Raw genomic sequence first — 16,281 nt, 5'->3', positions numbered from 1 at the left:
CTCAGGCGCCGCGGCGGGTTTCGGCGGCGATTTTGGCCTCGGGGATCGAGGCGTGTGGCGCTTTGGCATGGGGCAGGTGCGGCGGGCCAGCGGCCTCAAGCACCGCATCATGCGAGGTCGAGGTGCGCCGCAAGACCCCGTCGCGCAGCGCCATGCGCAGCAGCCGCAGATAATCGCGCCGATCCGCCCCGTAGCGGCGCGCGGCCAAAAGCCATTTGACCATCAAGAGCGGCAAGAGCGCGACAAACAACAGCCCCGCCGCCTCGCGATACATCATCAGCCCGTTGCGATAGGTGTAATAGACCTTCCACAGCGGGCGGAACACGCGGCGTTTTTCATTGCTATAGGTGGTGCAATCATGGGTGAAGGTGACGCGCGGATCAAAGCCGATGCGCATCCCCGCCTTGCGCAGCGACAACGCATAAAGCACGTCATCGCCATAGATAAACAGAGCGCCATCAGGCTCTCCGACCCGATCCATCGCCGCGCGCGAGACGAAAAACCCGACGAAAGAGGTGATGTCGAGCGGCACGATCTCCTCGTCCGCATAGGCCCCGCGCGAGATGTGATAGCCGTCGCGCCCGTGACCCAGAAGGGTGCGCAAGAACAAGCGCGGATGTTTGAACGGGTTTTGCGAGGGGCGGTTCATCTCGCAAATCTGTCGGTTGGGGTAAAAGACTGCCGCTGCGATCACGTCCCATCCGCTATGGTCGCGGCGGTGGAATTGCGCCAATGCATCGGGGTCGGGGCGGGCGTCGTCATCCATCAAGACGCACCAATCGGGGTCCAACTCGCGGCGCGCATGGCGCATGCCGATCTCGAAACCGCCCGCGCCGCCAAGGTTATGATCGGGGGTGATCACATGTAGACGCGCGCCCATGCGGGTCTTTTCGCGCGCCAGCCAGTCGCGGGTGCCATCGGTCGACAGGTTGTCGACCACGATGATATTGCTCAGCAGCGCAGGGCTGACCGCTTCGAGCTGCGCCAAAGTGGTTTGCAATTGCTCAAGACGGTTATACGTCGTCACCACGGCCACGACGCGCCCCTTGCGAGGTTCGGTCTCGTCGATCATCTGTGCAGACAGGGGCGTGTGCATTTGGGGCCTTTGGGTCAACGTGGTGCTTCAATGGTCATATGGCGGTGCCGATGTCAAACCGCGAAAGGGGAAAATCGCGGTGTTTCGCCCATATGCTGCTGCTTTGCGCTGTTGCGGCGGGCTGTGCACGCCCGAGCAGGATCGGCGATATCTTAGCGCAGCGCGGTCTTGAGCGCCGCTGTTTCGGCCTGCTCGGCGGCGGCGTAATCCTTTTGCCCGCGCGCGATTTGCCACGCGCAATAGGCCGCCATGCGGGCATGATACCACGGCGCGAGCGCGGCGTAACGCGCGGCCAGATCGGGCGCGTTCAATGCCGCCAAAAAGCCCTGCTCCTGCGCGCGGCTCAGCGCCGCACCGCGATAGATGATCTGCATCGCGGGCGAGAGAAAATGCGCGATATCCTCGCAAGGATCGCCCAAGGCGGGGCATTGCCAATCGATCAGCCGCAATCCATTTGGTCCGGCAATTAGGTTGCCCGCGACCGGATCCCCGTGCAGCAAGGCGCGCGCGCCGAGGGGCGGGACCGCCGCGCGCGCCGCCAGCCTGTCCAAAAACGGCGCAAGCCGCGCCCGCGCATCGCCCGGGCAAAGCGCAAGGATCGCCGAGGTTTGGCGCGCCAGCGCCGCAGAGCCGTCCGGCGCGGCAGGCAGGCCCGCACTCTTTGCCGCTCCCTGTGCGGCGCCGCTGCGGTGCAAATGGCGCAGCAGATGCGCAACAGGCGCAGGATCATCGCACCATGGCGCGCCCTCCACATGATCATAGAGGAGCGCCCTGCCTTCGGGCGTGTGCAACTGCGCGCGCAGGCGGGGCGCGATGCCCAAGCCCTCCAGACGCGCCAAAATCCGCGCTTCGCGGTCGGGGTCATTGGCAAAAAGCGGGTTGCCATCGGGGGCGGCAAAGAGCTTTACCACCGTGCTGGCGGCGTCGCCGCGCCCATGATGCAGTTGCCACAAACGGTTGCTGCGCCCGCCGGACAGCGGGATCCATCTGCATCTGTCATCGGCAAATCCCGCCTCTTGCACCGCGCGGCGCAGCGCTGGCGGCACCTGCGCGTCCGCAGTCGCCTCTGTGCTGCCCGCGCGATGCGGCGCGGCGGGGTCACCGGCAGAATATGGTTCAGGGGATTGGGGCAATGAACGGCTCTCACAGGGCTTGCGCCGCGCGACACAGGCGGGGCCGCCCGACGCTATGCGAGCGGGGGCGCCAAGGCAAGCGCCGCCCGTTGGCGGGTTGGCCAATGAGGCCGATAACCGCGCGCGCTCAGCCGCGCCGTCTCGGCTGGGCCGTGTCAGTTGCCTTGGCGCAGCGCCGTGATGCCGGAGGCCGCGATCTGCGCGCCGCCTTCGAGCAAGAGCACCGTCGTGCCATTGTCGTTTCGCGCCTCGGTGATACGGGTATAGGTTTCGACCGGCGAGGTGCCAAGCAGATCGCCATTGGCGTAGCTTTCCAATTCAAACGAATAGGCCCCTGCGGCGAAGGGCGCGCCGTCCTCGCCCACGCCCGCCCATTCGATGGTATCGGAGGAGACCGGCACATCGACCCGCTGCACGATGGTATTGCTGGCGTCGCGTACCACAAGCGTGGCCGCATCAGCGAGGCGCTCGGGGCTGGGCGAGAGGCTGACGGGGGTGCCGTCGAAATATCCGGCGGCGCTGGAGCGTGCGTCCATGCCGACCCAACCGGCCAGTTGGGCCATGCCCATCGCGCCCATTTGCGCCGCCAGCCCTTCGAGCAGGTCATTTGTCACCACCTGTTGCTCGACCGAAGAGAAGGTCGCCAGTTGCACCGCATAATCGGAACTGTCAATCGGGTTCAGGGGGTCCTGATTTTCCATCTGCACGGTGAGCATTTGCAAGAATGTGGTGAAATCCGAACTGAGCGTCGCCTTGGTGCCGGTTTCGGCCGCGCCGCTGGCGGCGGATCCGCTCGCGCTGCCCGCCGATTGGATGTCGGCGGAGCTGGCCGCGCGGGCGGTTTTGCCGGTGGTCGCGGCGGGCAGGGTGTTTGCGCCGCTCGGTGCGGCGGCGGCCTTGGCCGCGCGGGCCAGATCGGCGCCGGTTTTCAGCCCCGTAAAGGCGGGGGGGATGGAATGTGTGGCAGTGGCCATGATGGTGTCCTTTGCGTTAAAGCCTGAGGTCCAGACCTTCGGTCGGGGCGAGGGTGATTTGCGCTGCGGCGCTCTGGTCCGGTGTGTCTGCCGACGCGGCGGCGGGCGCGCCAAGACCGGAGCCGGAGGCGGCGTGTTCTGCCTCCTGATGCGCGCCGCTTGCGCCGCTATCGTCTCCTGCGCCGCCGCTTTGGGTGCCAAAGGAGAAAGAGACATCGTCATAGCCGATGTCGCGGAATTGCTCGGCCAGTTGCGCGATATGGCGGCGCATCAGATCGAGCGTCTCGCCGCGTTCGGCCAGAACCGTCACCACCATGCCGCCTTCGGCGGCGCTCAAGCTCATCCGCACGCGGCCCAGCTCTTCGGGGTTGAGGGCGATCTCGACCGGTTTGCGATCCGACAGGCGCTGCGCCGCCGAGGCCATTTGCTCGGCGATGTGGCGCGGAATTTCGGGGCGCGCCAAAGTGGCGTCGAGCCGCGCCAGCGCGGCGGGGGTGGCCCGTGCGTCGTGGCGCGTCTCAAAGGAGAACTCGGCCTCGGAGAGCCATTCCACCTCTGCCGCCGCATCGGTTTTGGATTGGGCGCCAGCGGGCATTTGCGCCTGAAGCGGGGCGGCGGATGCGGGTTGCACTTGCGCGCCAGCAGCGGTTTGCGGCGCAGGGCGGGCGGTGCGGGCGGCCTCGTCGGCGGCGCGCAGGGCCGCATCGCGACGGTTGAATTTCGGCTCTGCGGGGTCGGTTTTGGGCACGGGCGCCGCGTGGAGCGCCGCTTGGGCGGTGGCGGCGGTCGGGCCGGAGGGAAGCGCGGCGCGCGGCTCGGTAGCGGTTTGCGCGGGGTGATCGGTGAGGGCCGGCCCGCCTAGGGGTTTGCCCGTTTGCGAGGGCGCTTGCTCCGCCTGTGCGCGACCCGTTGCTTGCGCTCCCGAGGATGCGGCGGCGCTCGCGGTTTGGGTCTGCGCCGCGATGGGTGCGGCGGCGCCCTCGGTGCGGCGGGTGGTGAAGCTTGCGGCGCGGACCAAAGGATCGGCGGGCTCCGCGGCAGGGTCGGCAGGGGCGGTAGGCACGGCGGCGCCCTGCATCTGTTGTGCGGTGGAGGTGGCGGAGGCCTGCGCGCCATTGGCAATGGGCGTCGCGGGTTGCGCTGCGTTCGCGCCGTTTGCCCCGTTCGCGGCACCAAGCGCGGTACCGAGCGCGGCAGGCGTTTGGGCGGCCATCGCGGCGGGGGCGGTTTGCGCGCCCATGGCGTCGCGGCTCAGCCTTGCGTTGAGCAGGCTCAGCGCAGGCGCATCGGGCGCGGGTTTGGGCGGGGGCGGCGTTGCGGCCTCGCCGAAGGCGCGCTCCATATCGCGGCCCGCGTCATCGCCCGAGGGCTCCGCCGCGCCGCTGCTTTTGCTGCTGTCCATGGCCGAGCCGCTGTGGGGCGCACCGTCCGCGTCCGGCGCCGCCTGTGCCTCGTTTGCCGCATCGTTGCGTGCGTTGGGGGCGGCGGGCGCTTCGGCTTGGTTGGCCTTGGCGCCGTTGCGCGGGGCCTGTGCGCCGGACTGCGCGCGTTCGGCGGCGCGTTTTCGTTCTGCGGCGCGCTGCTCTTGCTGGCGCAAGATGTCGCCAAAGCGCTCTTGATCCTTGCCATGGGTGTCACGATCCAGCCGCGCGGCAGGTTCGACAGGTTTGCGCGGCGTGTCGAGCGCGGGTTTGGGCGCGAGTACGGTGTGAAGCGGATTCATATGCGTGCTACCTCCGGGAATTCTTCCTCAGCATGGGGGCACTATGACGACGCTTGGTTACTGGTTCTTTACCGCTCATCGGCCAATCTGGAAAAAACCTGTCAATTTGGAGATACCCTATGAGCGATCCCTCCCCCCTGATGACCAGCGCCATGCGCTTTTCTTCGGCCCCTGCCGTGCGCGGGCAAGGCGTTGAAACCAATGCACTATCAAGTGATGCGCGCGAGAAGGCCCTGCATGAGGCGGCGCGCTCTTTGGAGGCGGGGTTCCTGTCCGAGATGCTCAAATCCGCAGGGCTGGGCAAATCGCGCGAATCGTTCGGCGGCGGCGCGGGTGAGGATCAATTCGGCTCTTTCTTGCGTCAGGCGCAGGCCGAAGAAATGGTGAAAACCGGAGGGATCGGATTGGCCGAGTCGCTCTATCAGGCATTGAAGGACCATGAAGATGCAAAATGAGACCGCACAAGACCTGATCAATGAAATGGATGATCTTCTCGACAAGGAGCGCGAGGCGCTTTTGGTCGGGGATCTGGATGTGATCACGCGGCTTTTGGGCCAGAAGGAACATCTGATCGACGCGCTCAATGCGATGGAGCATGACGAGCAGGAGCGGCTGGTGGCCTTGCAAGGCAAGGTGCAGCGCAATCAGGCCTTGCTTGACGGGGCCTTGCGCGGGATTCGGGCGGTGGCCCAGCGGCTCTCGTCGATGCGCCGCGTGCGCAAGAACCTCGACACCTACGACAGCCACGGACAACGCCAGACCATCGAAGGCACCCGCGCGCCGACATTGGAAAAACGCGCCTGACGCGCGAAAACGCCTATAGTTCAAAGGGTTCTTTGCGGGGTGCATGGGGATTTGTCTCAAATCCGAAGTATTGCAAAAAACCGGTTTAGGCTCTCGTTAGCTTTTATGCGGGCATGGTGACAGGGCATTCCAAAGCGAATGGCGCAGACGGCCCGAACAGCCGAAACTGTAGCAGTCAGAACGACAGTTGGATCCGTCCCGATGGGGGGCGGGAATGAAAAATTGGGTGCAAAGTGCCCACTGACCAAAGGAATATGCTATGTCCAGCATTCTGACCAATAATGGCGCAATGGTTGCGCTGCAAACCCTCAAATCCATCAACTCGAACCTGTCGGATGTGCAATCGCAAATCTCGACCGGTAAAGCGGTTGGTTCGGCCAAAGACAACTCGGCCGTTTGGGCCATCTCGAAAGTGATGGAATCGGATGTCAAAGGCTTCAAGGCGATTTCCGACAGCCTTTCCTTGGGCGAAGCGACCGTTTCCGTGGGCCGTCAGGCGGCTGAAACAGTCACCGACCTCTTGACCGAAATGAAGGGCAAGATCGTCGCGTCGCAAGAAGACAACGTCGACAAAGTCAAAATTCAGGCCGACATCTCGGCTCTGCGTGACCAGATCACAACCGTTGTGGGCGCCGCCCAGTTCAACGGTTTGAACCTCGTCGACTCTGCCGGCACCGTGAACGTTCTTGGCTCGCTTGACCGCGACTCCTCGGGCAATGTGACGGCCTCCAATATCGCCGTGACCAAGCAGAACCTTTCGACCGGTAGCTACACAGCGAAAGCCGTGTTTGACACCACCAACACCGACGGCGTGTCGGCGGATGGCGCGGATACCTTCGGTTTCGCACTTGACGCAAACGGCGGCACCGATGATGCGGGCGTGATCGAATTCGAAGATGGCGCAGCCGCAGATGCATGGGCCGCAGGCGATTCGGTAACGATCCGTCTGGGTGATGAAGAAGTCACCTATACCATCACGCAAGAAGATGTGGACGCGACAGCGACCGAAGACGTGATCGCGGTTGGTGTGAAATCGGCCATCGAAGCCTCGGGTGCCAATGTCACCGTTGACTATGACACCACCACTCCGGGCCGTTTGACCATCACCAACGCAGACACGACCGATGGCTTGCACATCTCGGGTCAGTTCAACAACGCTTCGGCCGGTGGTCTTGGCGCTTTGGCGGCCATTGACGTGACAACCAACGCCAGCGCGGCTTTGGGTTCGATCGAAACCTTGATCGGCACCGCAATCGACGCGGCGGCTGAGTTCGGTTCTGTCGAAGGTCGTATCGGTATTCAGGCCGACTTCGTGTCGAACCTGTCGGACTCGTTGAAATCCGGTATCGGTGCCATGGTTGACGCCAATATGGAAGAAGCTTCGGCCCGCCTGCAAGCGCTGCAAACACAGCAGCAGCTTGGTGTGCAATCGCTCTCGATTGCCAACCAGGCTCCGCAGACTCTGCTCTCGCTGTTCCGTTAAGGCACAGTTTCAGGGGCGCGGGAACCGCGCCCCTGATCACAGTCGAATAGCATATCTGCCACCTGGAAGGATTTCACGTGAACGCTCTAAATATGGCCCGTCAGGCCTATGCCAACCAAGCTGCTCCCACACGCACGACGCGGGGCACGGAATACGAGGTCTTTGCCAAGATCACCCACCGCCTCAACGCCGCCGCGCGCAAAGGCAAACTGGGTTTCCCCGAACTGGCATCGGCGATTCACGACAACCGCAAATTATGGACCCTGCTCGCCACCGATGTGGCCGACGATGGCAACGGTCTGCCCGACGATCTTCGGGCGCGGATCTTCTATCTGGCGGAGTTCACACAGGTGCACAGCCGCAAGGTTCTCAAAAACCAAGCCTCGGCTGCCGCGCTTATCGAAATTAATGCCGCCATGATGCGCGGTCTGCGAAGCGGGAGCGTCAAGCCATGAGCGGCCTTGTCCTGAAACTTAGCCCCAAAGAGCGCGTGCTGATCAATGGCGCGGTCATTGAAAACGGCGACCGCCGCTCGCGGTTGTCCATCGTCTCGCCCAATGCGAATATCTTGCGGCTGCGCGATGCGATCCACCCCGAAGAGGCCAACACGCCGGTGCGCCGCGTGTGCTATGTCGCGCAACTGGTGCTGACCGGCGATGCCGATCCCGACGAGACGCGCCACAAACTGCTGCGCTCGATCGAAGAGTTGAGCCAGGTTTTGACCGATGTCGACAGCCGCACGCATTTGACTGCGGCCACCGATGCGGTTCTGGGCGGTCAATTCTACCAATGCCTCAAGGCCCTGCGGGCGCTGTTGCCCCGCGAAGACCGCCTTTTGGCAACGCCGCTGAGCTGAGGAGCCGCGCCATGAGTTTTCAACCCATCGTCCCCTCCGGCGGTCTTGTCGGTTGGAAGTTTCTGGAGCGCACCTATGAGGCGCAAAACGCCGCTTTCCAAAGATCGACGGTCATCACCCGCGATACCGAGTATTTTGCCGAGAATATCAGCAAGGTCGACACGGCCGAAGACCTTGTGAATGATCGCCGCCTGATGCGGGTCGCCTTGGGGGCTTTCGGGCTTCAGGACGACATCAACAACAAGTATTTCATCAAGAAAATCCTCGAAGAGGGCACGTTGGAAGACGGGGCTTTGGCCAATAAGCTGTCCGATGACCGCTACAAGAGCCTTGCCAGCGCTTTCGGGTTCGATCTGGGCACGCCGCGCAGCAAAATCTCGACGTTTTCCGATACGATCATCGAAAAATTCCGCCAGCAGGAGTTCGAGGTCGCCGTGGGCGAGGCGGATGACGATATGCGCCTTGCGATGTATACCGAGCGCAACCTTGCCGACATCGCCACGGGGGAAAACTCGGAAGAGACCAAATGGTTCAAGATCATGGGCACGCCGCCCCTGCGCGCGGTTTTCGAGGCGGCGTTGAACCTGCCGTCGAGCTTTGCGCAACTGGATCTCGACCAACAATTGGGCGTGTTCCAAGACCGCGCCACGCGATATTTTGGCGACGACAGCGTCGCTCAATTTGCCGATCCGGAGAAGCAAGAGAAGCTGATCACCAATTTTCTGGTGCGCAGTCAGGTCTCGCAGGTCACCTCTTCTTCGGCGGGCAATATTGCGCTGACCCTGCTGCAAAGCGCGGGGTATTGAGCGCGGGTCGCATCGCGCCCGAGCCGTCTTTTCAAACGTCCGATCTTTCAACATGACAGCACCGGCGCGAGGGGTTCCTCGTCGCCGGTGTTTTTCATTCATGCTGCCTCAAGCTGGCCGCTATTCGGCGGGCAAGCTTCCGCCCGACGCGCCGCGCACCGCCGGATTGAGCGCCAATGCGCCGCCACCTGCGCGTTGGCGGGCGGGCGGTTGCGGGCCGCGCGGCGGCATCGGGCGTTTTTGCCCTGCGCCGCGGGCGGCGGCCTGCGCACGGCGCAAAATGAGTTGCAGCCGCGAGAAGCTGTGAGAGCTGTCTTGGCTTTCCTTCTCGGCCAAAAAGGCATCGAGTTCGGAATGCACTTTGATCGCGCTGTCGAGCATCGGGTCGGAGCCTTCGGAGTAAAGCCCCGCGCGGATCATCATTTCCGATTGCGCATAGGCGCCGAGCAATTGGCGCGCTTCGCTGAGCGATGCGTTCTCTTCGGGGCTGGCGGCATCGGGCAAGGAGCGCGAGACCGAGCGCAGCAAATCCACCGCCGGATAGCGCCCGCGTTCGGCGATTTTCCGGTCCAGCACCACATGCCCGTCGAGCACCCCGCGCAAGATATCGGCGATGGGTTCCTCCATATCCGATCCGGCGACCAGCACCGACAGGATCGCGGTGATATCGCCGCCCGTGCCCATGCCTGGCCCTGCGCGCTCGCACAGCGACATGATGGTATGGGCGGTCGAGGGCGGATAGCCGCGTAGCGACGGCGATTCGCCCGAGGCCACGGCAACCTCACGGTGGGCTTCGGCGAAACGGGTGATCGAATCGGCGAGGAAGAGGACATGTTTGCCCTGATCGCGGAAATGTTCAGCGACGCTCATCGCGGTCCATGCACAGCGGCGGCGCACCAAGGGCGAGCGGTCGGAGGTGGCGGCAATCACCACCGAGCGGCGCATGCCTTCCGGCCCTAGAACATTCTCGACGAAATCGCGCAATTCGCGGCCCCGTTCGCCGACCAGCGCGATGACCACGACATCGGCCTGCATGTTGCGCGCCAGATGCGCCAGAAGCGAGGATTTTCCCACGCCCGAGCCGGCAAACAGCCCGACACGCTGCCCGCGAACAACGGGCAGGAGCGTGTTGAACACCGCCATGCCGGTTTCAAGCCGCTCGCCCATGGCGCGGCGCGCGGCGGCGGGGGGCGGATCGGCGCGCAGGGCGCGCGCACGCGCTCCGCGCATCAAGGGCGCGCCGTCCAAAGGTTTGCCGTAGGGGTCAATAATGCGGCCGATCCACGCATCGCAGGGGGCGACGGTATTGGCGTCCAAAAGCGCGACGCGATTGCCAAGAGAGACACCGTCAGGCGCGGCATCGGGCAACATCACCACGCTGTCTTGGGCCAGTTGCAAGACCTCGCCGCCCAAGGTTTCGCCGCCGCGCAAATAGACGCGCAACTGGTCTCCCATCCGCGCCGCGTGGCCCAAACCGGACACACGCAGCGTATTGCCCTCGACGGCGCAAATGCGGCCCACGGTGCGCACGGCGCTCAGGGTGGCGATTTCGGCGGTAAGGCTTTCGAAGTCGGGCTGGTCCATCGAACTCTCCATAAATTCTCTGCAACTGTTTCTAAAGGAATCAGGGTTAAGCCTTGATTGAAGCCAATCGAGGGAGAAGCCCCGATGTTTGAAAAACTCGAAATCTTTCGCATGGCACATGCGATGGCGACCCATGCAGGGGCGCGCCAGACCGTTGTGTCGCAAAATATCGCCAATGCGGATACGCCCGGATATCGCGCAAAGGACATTGCCTCCTTTGCCGAGCAATTCTCGCCCTCGGCGGGCGAGGGGGTGCAACGCGCCACCCGCGGGCGGCATCTTCACGGTGCCGAAGGCCCCTATCAGGTCGCGATGATTCGCGGCGATGGTGCGGCCAATCCCAATGGCAATTCCGTCACTGTCGAAGAAGAGATGATGAAAGCCGTCGAGGTGCAGCGTCAACACGACCGCGCCCTTGCCATCTATAAATCCTCGCTGGGCCTTTTGCGCACCAGCCTTGGCCGCCGCTAGGAGAACCCGCATGGCTGATTTTACCGATTCCCTTTCTGTTTCCGCCTCCGGCCTGCGCGCCCAAGCGCAGCGCTTGCGCCATGTGTCCGAGAATATCGCCAATGCCGATACCCCCGGATACCGGCGCAAAACCGTTTCGTTCGAGCGCGAGCATGGCGCGGCGGGCGGGGTGGAGACCGTGAAAACCGGCCGCGTCAAACTCGACAAATCCGATTTGGCCGCGGTCTACGATCCGGGTCACCCTTTGGCCGACGAGACCGGCCATTACGACGGATCGAACGTCAATTTGGTCATTGAAATTGCTGACGCGCGCGAAGCGCAGCGCAGCTATGAGGCGAACCTCAAAATGTTCGATCAGGCGCGGCAAATGTCGTCCAGCCTGCTTGAACTTCTGCGCCGCTAAAGGCGCGCAACTCTCTAAAGGAGATCCAGAATGGATATTCAATCGCTTGCTGCCCAGAAATATGCAGCCTCCCGTCCCGCCACCGAGCCAACGCTCGGTGCGGGCGGGGCTGGCGAGGCCTTTGCGGGTCTCGCCAAAGATTTCGCCGCGACCTTGCAAGAGGGCGAGGCGACGGCCAAAGCGTCGATGATGGGCAATGCCGATCCGCATGCTTTGGTGCAGGCGCTGGCGCAAACCGAATTGGCGGTCGAAACCGCCGTGACGGTGCGCGACAAGGTCGTCGAAGCCTATCAAGAAATCCTGCGGATGCCGGTCTAAGGCGCGGGGCATGGACGAGGCTATTTTCTTTGACACCCTGCGCCAAGGGCTTTGGGTCGCGCTGATCACATCGGTGCCGATCCTGAGCGTGGCTTTGGTTGTCGGTCTGGTGATCGGCCTGTTTCAGGCGCTGACCTCCATTCAGGAAATGACGCTGACCTTTGTGCCCAAACTGGCCGCCATTGTGGCGGTGTTCTGGATGTCGATGGGATTCATGACGCAAACGCTGGTCTCGTTTTTTCACGACCGGCTGATCCCGCTGATCATCAGCGGATAAAGAGGAAAACGCCCATGGAAAACGCAACATATACCACGCTGACACGGCAAAGCGGTTTGATGCGCGAGATGCAGATCGTCGCCAATAACATCGCCAATGCCGCGACCACCGGCTTTCGCCAAGAGGGGCTGATGTTTGGCGAATACGTCAAAAAAGTCGATGGCGAGCCGTCGATTTCGATGGCGACGGGTAACCTGCGGATGACCTCGATGATGCAGGGCGGATTGACGCAAACCGGCGGGCAGTTCGATTTCGGCATCGAAGGTGACGGGTTTTTCCTGATCGAGACGCCGCAGGGCGAGCGGTTGACCCGCAACGGCTCCTTCAGCCCCAGCGCCGAGGGCGATCTGGTCACGAACGACGGGTTTCGTGTGCTGGATGCGGGCGGCGCGCCGATCTTTATCCCGCCCGATGCGACGGACCTGTCGGTCGCGGCGGATGGCACGGTTAGCTCCAATGGCAAACCTTTGGCGCAGCTCGGGATCGTCATGCCCGTCGAGCCGACCAAGATGGTGCGCGAGGACGGCGTGATGTTTGCCGCCGAAGAAGGATACGAGCCCGCCCAGAACCCCACGGTTTTGCAAGGATTTTTGGAAAGCTCGAACGTCGATCCGGTGGGGCAGATCGCCCGCATGATCGAAGTGCAGCGCGCCTATGAGATGGGCCAGAGCTTTCTAGATGCCGAAGACGAACGCATGCGAAACGCGCTCAAAACCTTCCTGCGCTGAGGCGCAGGCAGGCCAGCCGTTGACCATATCCTGACACACCAACCAAAGGAGACGCCAGATGCGCGCCCTGAAAATCGCCGCCACCGGTATGGCCGCACAGCAGATGCGGGTCGAAACCATTTCGCAAAACCTCGCGAATATGTCGACCACGGGCTACAACACCCGCCGCGCCGAATTTGCCGATCTGCATTATCAACAACTGGCACGCGCGGGCACGGTGAATGCCTCTGACGGCACGGTTTTGCCGACCGGCGTGCAGCTTGGCCTCGGGGTGCGCCCTGCGGCGGTTTCGGTCAATCTGGCGCAAGGATCGCTCTCGGCGACGGGCGGCGATCTGGATGTGGCGATTGACGGCAAAGGTTATCTTGAGGTGACGCTGCCTTCGGGGCAGGCGGCCTATACCCGCGACGGGGCGCTCAAGCGCACGGCGGAAGGGTTGATCGTCACCTCCGACGGTTTCCCCGTCGCCCCCGAGATCGTCATCCCCGACGATGCGCGCAGCATTTCGATCAACGCCAATGGCGAGGTCTATGCCTATTTCGACACGGCCACGGCGGCGCAGCTTTTGGGGCAATTCACCTTGGCGAATTTCACCAATGCCAAGGGGCTGGAGGCCATCGGTTCCAACCTCTTTACCGAAACCGAGGCCTCCGGCCCCGCCAATGTCTCGACGCCAGGGATCGACGGGTTGGGCACGCTGCGGCAGGGGTATCTCGAAGACAGTTCGGTTGATGCGGTGCGCGAAGTGACCGAATTGATCGAGGCGCAGCGCGGATACGAGTTGAACGCCAAAGTGATCTCAGCCGCCGACCAGATGCTCGGCGCAACGACGCAAATCCGGTGATGGCCGCGCGTTCATATATTGCGGGCGCGGCATTGGCCGCCCTATGCACCGCAGCGGGCGCGCCCGTGGCGGCCGATACGGTCGTGCCGGTGCGCACCCTGCGCGCGCAGACGATTTTGACCGCCGCCGATCTTGTGGTCAGCCCCGTCGATGTGGCTGGCGCCGCGACGCGCATCGAGGATGTCGTCGGGCAAGAGGCGCGCACCGCACTCTACGCCGGACGCCCCGTAAGGTTGCAAGATGTCGGGCCGCCCGCCCTTGTCGACCGGAACCAGATTATCGCCCTCATCTACACCACCAGCGGCCTGCAGATCATGGCCGAAGGGCGCTCTTTGTCGCGCGCTGGCGTCGGGGATGCGGTGCGGGTGATGAATATGTCGTCGCGCACCACGGTGAGCGGCACCGTCCAGCCGGACGGCACAGTGCGCGTGTCCCAGTGACGCTGCGCCTAGCAATTTAGGAGTAAAGAATGAAGCCTTTGAACGTGATCTTGAGCTGTGCGCTCTTGGCCTTTGGTGCGGGCTGTGCGGACCGGTTTGACCATCTGGGAAAACCGCCCAGCTTTTCGCCCAATGTCGAATCCGCCGAGCGCAGCGCGATGGTGAACGCGGGCCTGCCGCAAACCGTAGAGCGGCGGCGGATGATCGACGGGGCTTCGCTTTGGGAAAGCGGGCGCCAGTCTTTGTTGGGAGACCGGCGTGCGATCCAGCGCGGCGACATTTTGACCGTCGTGGTCGAAATCAACGACAAGGCCGAGATTTCCAATTCGACGGCGCGTTCGCGCGGCGGCAGCGAAAGCATGGGCGTGCCCAACCTTCTCGGCATCCCGCAGCGGCTCGATCAAAAGCTGCCCGAAGGCGCGTCGATGGCCGATGCGGTCGGGATCAATTCGTCGTCCAGCTCCTCGGGCGACGGATCGGTCAAGCGCAACGAGAAGCTGACCTTGCGGGTCGCGGCGACGATCATGAATGTCCTGCCCAACGGCGTGTTGGAGATTTCCGGGAGCCAAGAGGTGCGGGTCAATTTTGAAATCCGCGAGCTTTTGGTCACGGGTTTTGTGCGCCCCGAGGATATTTCGCGCCAGAACGAGATCACCTATGACAAAATCGCCTCGGCGCGAGTGTCCTATGGTGGGCGCGGGCAAATCACCGATGTGCAGCAACCGCGCATCGGGCAACAGGTTCTCGACACGGTTCTTCCGTTCTAAGGAGTTGAAAGCATGAAGAAATTACTTCCCATACTCCTTGCCCTGATCGGGGTGGGCGCAGGGATCGGCGCGGGCGTCATGCTGCGCCCGCCCCCCGCGGAAGTGGTCGAAATACAGCCTTGCGGCGACGGCACCGAAATGGCCAAAGCGGCGTCGCATGATGAGGGCGAAGCAAAGGATGACGGCGACGAAGACGCGGCCGATCCCGACGCGGCGCTGCGCGAATATGTAAAGCTCAACAACCAGTTCGTGGTCCCCGTGGTGACGGAAAGCAAGGTCGAGGCTTTGGTGGTTCTGTCGCTGAGCGTCGAGGTCGGACCAGGGCAAAAAGAGCAGGTCTATGCCCGCGAGCCAAAGCTGCGCGATGCGTTTTTGCAGGTGCTTTTCGATCACGCCAATATGGGCGGGTTTCGTGGGGCGTTCACCAATGCCAACAATATGGACGTGCTGCGCAATGCGCTTAATGAAGCCGCCCATAAGGCCATCGGCGATACGATTTCGGATGTGTTGATCACGGAAATCGCACGGCAAGACGTTTAAGGCTCTCAATGCTGAACATCCGAAGCGTCGCAGCGCACCGCTGCGGCGCTTTGCGCGTTTGCGCGCCCCTGCCGAAGGTCGGGCGCAACACCCACCGTGCGGACCGCACACGGGTTGCACATGATTTGCGACGAATACTCTGCATGACCGCCCGCTTTGCGGCCTGACTTTGACAGAGGATTCCCTGATGCCCGATCAATCTCCGGTTCTATCGCTGCCCTATATCGCGCCGTCGCAGGCGCAAAAACACGTCACTCACAACGAGGCGTTGCGCAAGCTTGACGCGATTGTGCAGCTTGTTGCTTTGGACAGCGCGCTCACCGATGCGCCCGCCGTGCCAAACGAGGGTGATTGCTATATCGTGGCGGGCGGAGCCAGCGGTCTTTGGGCAACCCATGATCACGATATCGCCGTCTATGACAACGATATCTGGATGTTCTACGCGCCCAAAGAGGGCTGGCGCGCCGAGGTTCTGGCCACCGGCACGACGCTGCGCTTTGATGGCAGTGCGTGGCAAGATGCCGGCACCCAGTTGCAAAACCTGCCCGAGGTCGGGATCAACACCGCCGCCGATAGCATCAACCGCTTTGCCGTGGCCTCGGAGGCGAGCCTGTTTACGCATGAGGGCGCGGGGCATCAGCTCAAGCTCAACAAAAATGCCAGCGGTGATACCGGCAGCTTGTTGTATCAAACCAATTGGTCGGGGCGCGCCGAAATCGGGTTGATGGGTGACGATGATCTGGCGATCAAGGTCAGCTCGGATGGCAACACATGGACCGAAGTCTTGCGCTTTGACGGCACGGTTGGCAGCGCCACCTTCGGCGTCGATGTCAACGCGCAATCGGTCAATGCGACCGCGTCGTTTAACATGCCTGTCTATGCTTCGGCTGGGCTGCCGTCGGCGGTGACCGAAGGCGAGGGCGCGGTGGTCTATGTCACCGGCGCGGCGGGCGGGCCGGAGCCTTATTATAGCGACGGCATCGATTGGCGGCGGTTCCGCGATGGCACGGTTTTGAGCTAGCACCGCGCGAGTC

General features: G+C 63.0%; 21 protein-coding genes. 16 read left to right on the top strand and 5 right to left on the bottom strand.

The window, feature by feature from the left end; all coding sequences use genetic code 11:
* Position 1: 1 nt before the first annotated feature.
* From ABWV64_RS07520 to ABWV64_RS07505, 4 genes are all read right to left on the bottom strand, one after another.
* A complete protein-coding gene (locus ABWV64_RS07520; RefSeq protein WP_353343660.1) occupies positions 2-1,096 on the bottom strand; it encodes a glycosyltransferase in 1,095 nt (364 codons plus the stop codon).
* A gap of 152 nt (positions 1,097-1,248) precedes the next feature.
* Entirely contained in the window at positions 1,249-2,229 is a 981-nt protein-coding gene (locus tag ABWV64_RS07515; RefSeq protein ID WP_353343658.1) for a phosphotransferase, read from the bottom strand.
* A 155-nt stretch (positions 2,230-2,384) separates the two neighbouring features.
* Positions 2,385-3,203, bottom strand: coding sequence for a flagellar hook capping FlgD N-terminal domain-containing protein (locus ABWV64_RS07510; RefSeq protein ID WP_353343656.1), 819 nt, complete (start codon positions 3,201-3,203; stop codon positions 2,385-2,387).
* Positions 3,204-3,219: 16 nt separating this feature from the next.
* The gene (locus tag ABWV64_RS07505; protein ID WP_353343654.1) at positions 3,220-4,926 is read right to left on the bottom strand and encodes a flagellar hook-length control protein FliK; all 1,707 of its coding nucleotides are present in this window, start codon (positions 4,924-4,926) and stop codon (positions 3,220-3,222) included.
* Positions 4,927-5,045: 119 nt separating this feature from the next.
* Between ABWV64_RS07505 and ABWV64_RS07500 the strand changes: the two genes are divergently transcribed.
* The 6 genes from ABWV64_RS07500 (at position 5,046) to ABWV64_RS07475 (ending at position 8,875) form a co-directional block, all read left to right on the top strand.
* Positions 5,046-5,381 (top strand): rod-binding protein, encoded by a 336-nt coding sequence (locus tag ABWV64_RS07500; protein ID WP_353343652.1) that lies wholly within the window; start codon positions 5,046-5,048, stop codon positions 5,379-5,381.
* Positions 5,371-5,730, top strand: coding sequence for a flagellar biosynthesis protein FlgN (locus ABWV64_RS07495; protein ID WP_353343650.1), 360 nt, complete (start codon positions 5,371-5,373; stop codon positions 5,728-5,730). Before ABWV64_RS07500 ends, ABWV64_RS07495 begins: the two co-directional genes overlap by 11 nt.
* 259 nt (positions 5,731-5,989) lie before the next feature.
* Positions 5,990-7,213 (top strand): flagellin N-terminal helical domain-containing protein, encoded by a 1,224-nt coding sequence (locus tag ABWV64_RS07490; protein ID WP_353343648.1) that lies wholly within the window; start codon positions 5,990-5,992, stop codon positions 7,211-7,213.
* A gap of 77 nt (positions 7,214-7,290) precedes the next feature.
* Positions 7,291-7,668, top strand: coding sequence for a flagellar biosynthesis regulator FlaF (gene flaF, locus ABWV64_RS07485; protein ID WP_353343646.1), 378 nt, complete (start codon positions 7,291-7,293; stop codon positions 7,666-7,668).
* Positions 7,665-8,069 carry a flagellar biosynthesis repressor FlbT gene (flbT, locus tag ABWV64_RS07480; protein ID WP_353343644.1) on the top strand — a complete coding sequence of 135 codons (405 nt, stop codon included), beginning with the start codon at positions 7,665-7,667 and terminating at the stop codon, positions 8,067-8,069. Before flaF ends, flbT begins: the two co-directional genes overlap by 4 nt.
* Before the next feature lie 11 nt (positions 8,070-8,080).
* Positions 8,081-8,875, top strand: a complete 795-nt coding sequence (locus ABWV64_RS07475) for a DUF1217 domain-containing protein (protein ID WP_353343642.1) — start codon at positions 8,081-8,083, stop codon at positions 8,873-8,875.
* Between the two features lie 120 nt (positions 8,876-8,995).
* On the opposite strand, the gene ABWV64_RS07470 is transcribed toward ABWV64_RS07475, so the two are convergent.
* Positions 8,996-10,459: a FliI/YscN family ATPase gene (locus tag ABWV64_RS07470; RefSeq protein ID WP_353343640.1), complete on the bottom strand. Its 1,464-nt coding sequence runs from the start codon at positions 10,457-10,459 to the stop codon at positions 8,996-8,998.
* 84 nt (positions 10,460-10,543) lie between these two features.
* On the opposite strand from ABWV64_RS07470, the gene ABWV64_RS07465 reads away from it, so the two are divergent.
* The 10 genes from ABWV64_RS07465 (at position 10,544) to ABWV64_RS07420 (ending at position 16,268) form a co-directional block, all read left to right on the top strand.
* Positions 10,544-10,930 carry a FlgB family protein gene (locus ABWV64_RS07465; protein ID WP_353343638.1) on the top strand — a complete coding sequence of 129 codons (387 nt, stop codon included), beginning with the start codon at positions 10,544-10,546 and terminating at the stop codon, positions 10,928-10,930.
* A 10-nt stretch (positions 10,931-10,940) separates the two neighbouring features.
* Complete coding sequence (gene flgC, locus ABWV64_RS07460) at positions 10,941-11,333, top strand: flagellar basal body rod protein FlgC (RefSeq protein ID WP_353343636.1); 393 nt, start codon at positions 10,941-10,943, stop codon at positions 11,331-11,333.
* 30 nt (positions 11,334-11,363) lie between these two features.
* The gene (gene fliE / locus ABWV64_RS07455) at positions 11,364-11,651 is read left to right on the top strand and encodes a flagellar hook-basal body complex protein FliE (RefSeq protein WP_353343634.1); all 288 of its coding nucleotides are present in this window, start codon (positions 11,364-11,366) and stop codon (positions 11,649-11,651) included.
* Between the two features lie 10 nt (positions 11,652-11,661).
* Complete coding sequence (gene fliQ / locus ABWV64_RS07450; protein ID WP_353343632.1) at positions 11,662-11,928, top strand: flagellar biosynthesis protein FliQ; 267 nt, start codon at positions 11,662-11,664, stop codon at positions 11,926-11,928.
* Positions 11,929-11,942: 14 nt separating this feature from the next.
* The gene (locus ABWV64_RS07445) at positions 11,943-12,656 is read left to right on the top strand and encodes a flagellar hook-basal body complex protein (protein WP_353343630.1); all 714 of its coding nucleotides are present in this window, start codon (positions 11,943-11,945) and stop codon (positions 12,654-12,656) included.
* 58 nt (positions 12,657-12,714) lie between these two features.
* Positions 12,715-13,500 (top strand): flagellar basal-body rod protein FlgG, encoded by a 786-nt coding sequence (flgG, locus tag ABWV64_RS07440; RefSeq protein ID WP_353343628.1) that lies wholly within the window; start codon positions 12,715-12,717, stop codon positions 13,498-13,500.
* The gene (gene flgA, locus ABWV64_RS07435; protein ID WP_353343626.1) at positions 13,500-13,940 is read left to right on the top strand and encodes a flagellar basal body P-ring formation chaperone FlgA; all 441 of its coding nucleotides are present in this window, start codon (positions 13,500-13,502) and stop codon (positions 13,938-13,940) included. The genes flgG and flgA overlap by 1 nt, the downstream gene beginning before the upstream one ends.
* A gap of 29 nt (positions 13,941-13,969) precedes the next feature.
* Entirely contained in the window at positions 13,970-14,707 is a 738-nt protein-coding gene (flgH, locus tag ABWV64_RS07430) for a flagellar basal body L-ring protein FlgH (protein WP_353343624.1), read from the top strand.
* A gap of 12 nt (positions 14,708-14,719) precedes the next feature.
* Positions 14,720-15,247, top strand: coding sequence for a flagellar basal body-associated FliL family protein (locus tag ABWV64_RS07425; RefSeq protein WP_353343622.1), 528 nt, complete (start codon positions 14,720-14,722; stop codon positions 15,245-15,247).
* Between the two features lie 187 nt (positions 15,248-15,434).
* Positions 15,435-16,268: a DUF2793 domain-containing protein gene (locus ABWV64_RS07420; protein ID WP_353343621.1), complete on the top strand. Its 834-nt coding sequence runs from the start codon at positions 15,435-15,437 to the stop codon at positions 16,266-16,268.
* Positions 16,269-16,281 lie beyond the last annotated feature (13 nt).

The organism is Litorivita sp. NS0012-18 (assembly GCF_040371945.1).
Taxonomy (GTDB): domain Bacteria; phylum Pseudomonadota; class Alphaproteobacteria; order Rhodobacterales; family Rhodobacteraceae; genus Litorivita.
The sequence above is the reverse complement of the archived record's forward strand: the minus strand, read 5'-3'. Positions and strand labels throughout refer to the sequence as shown.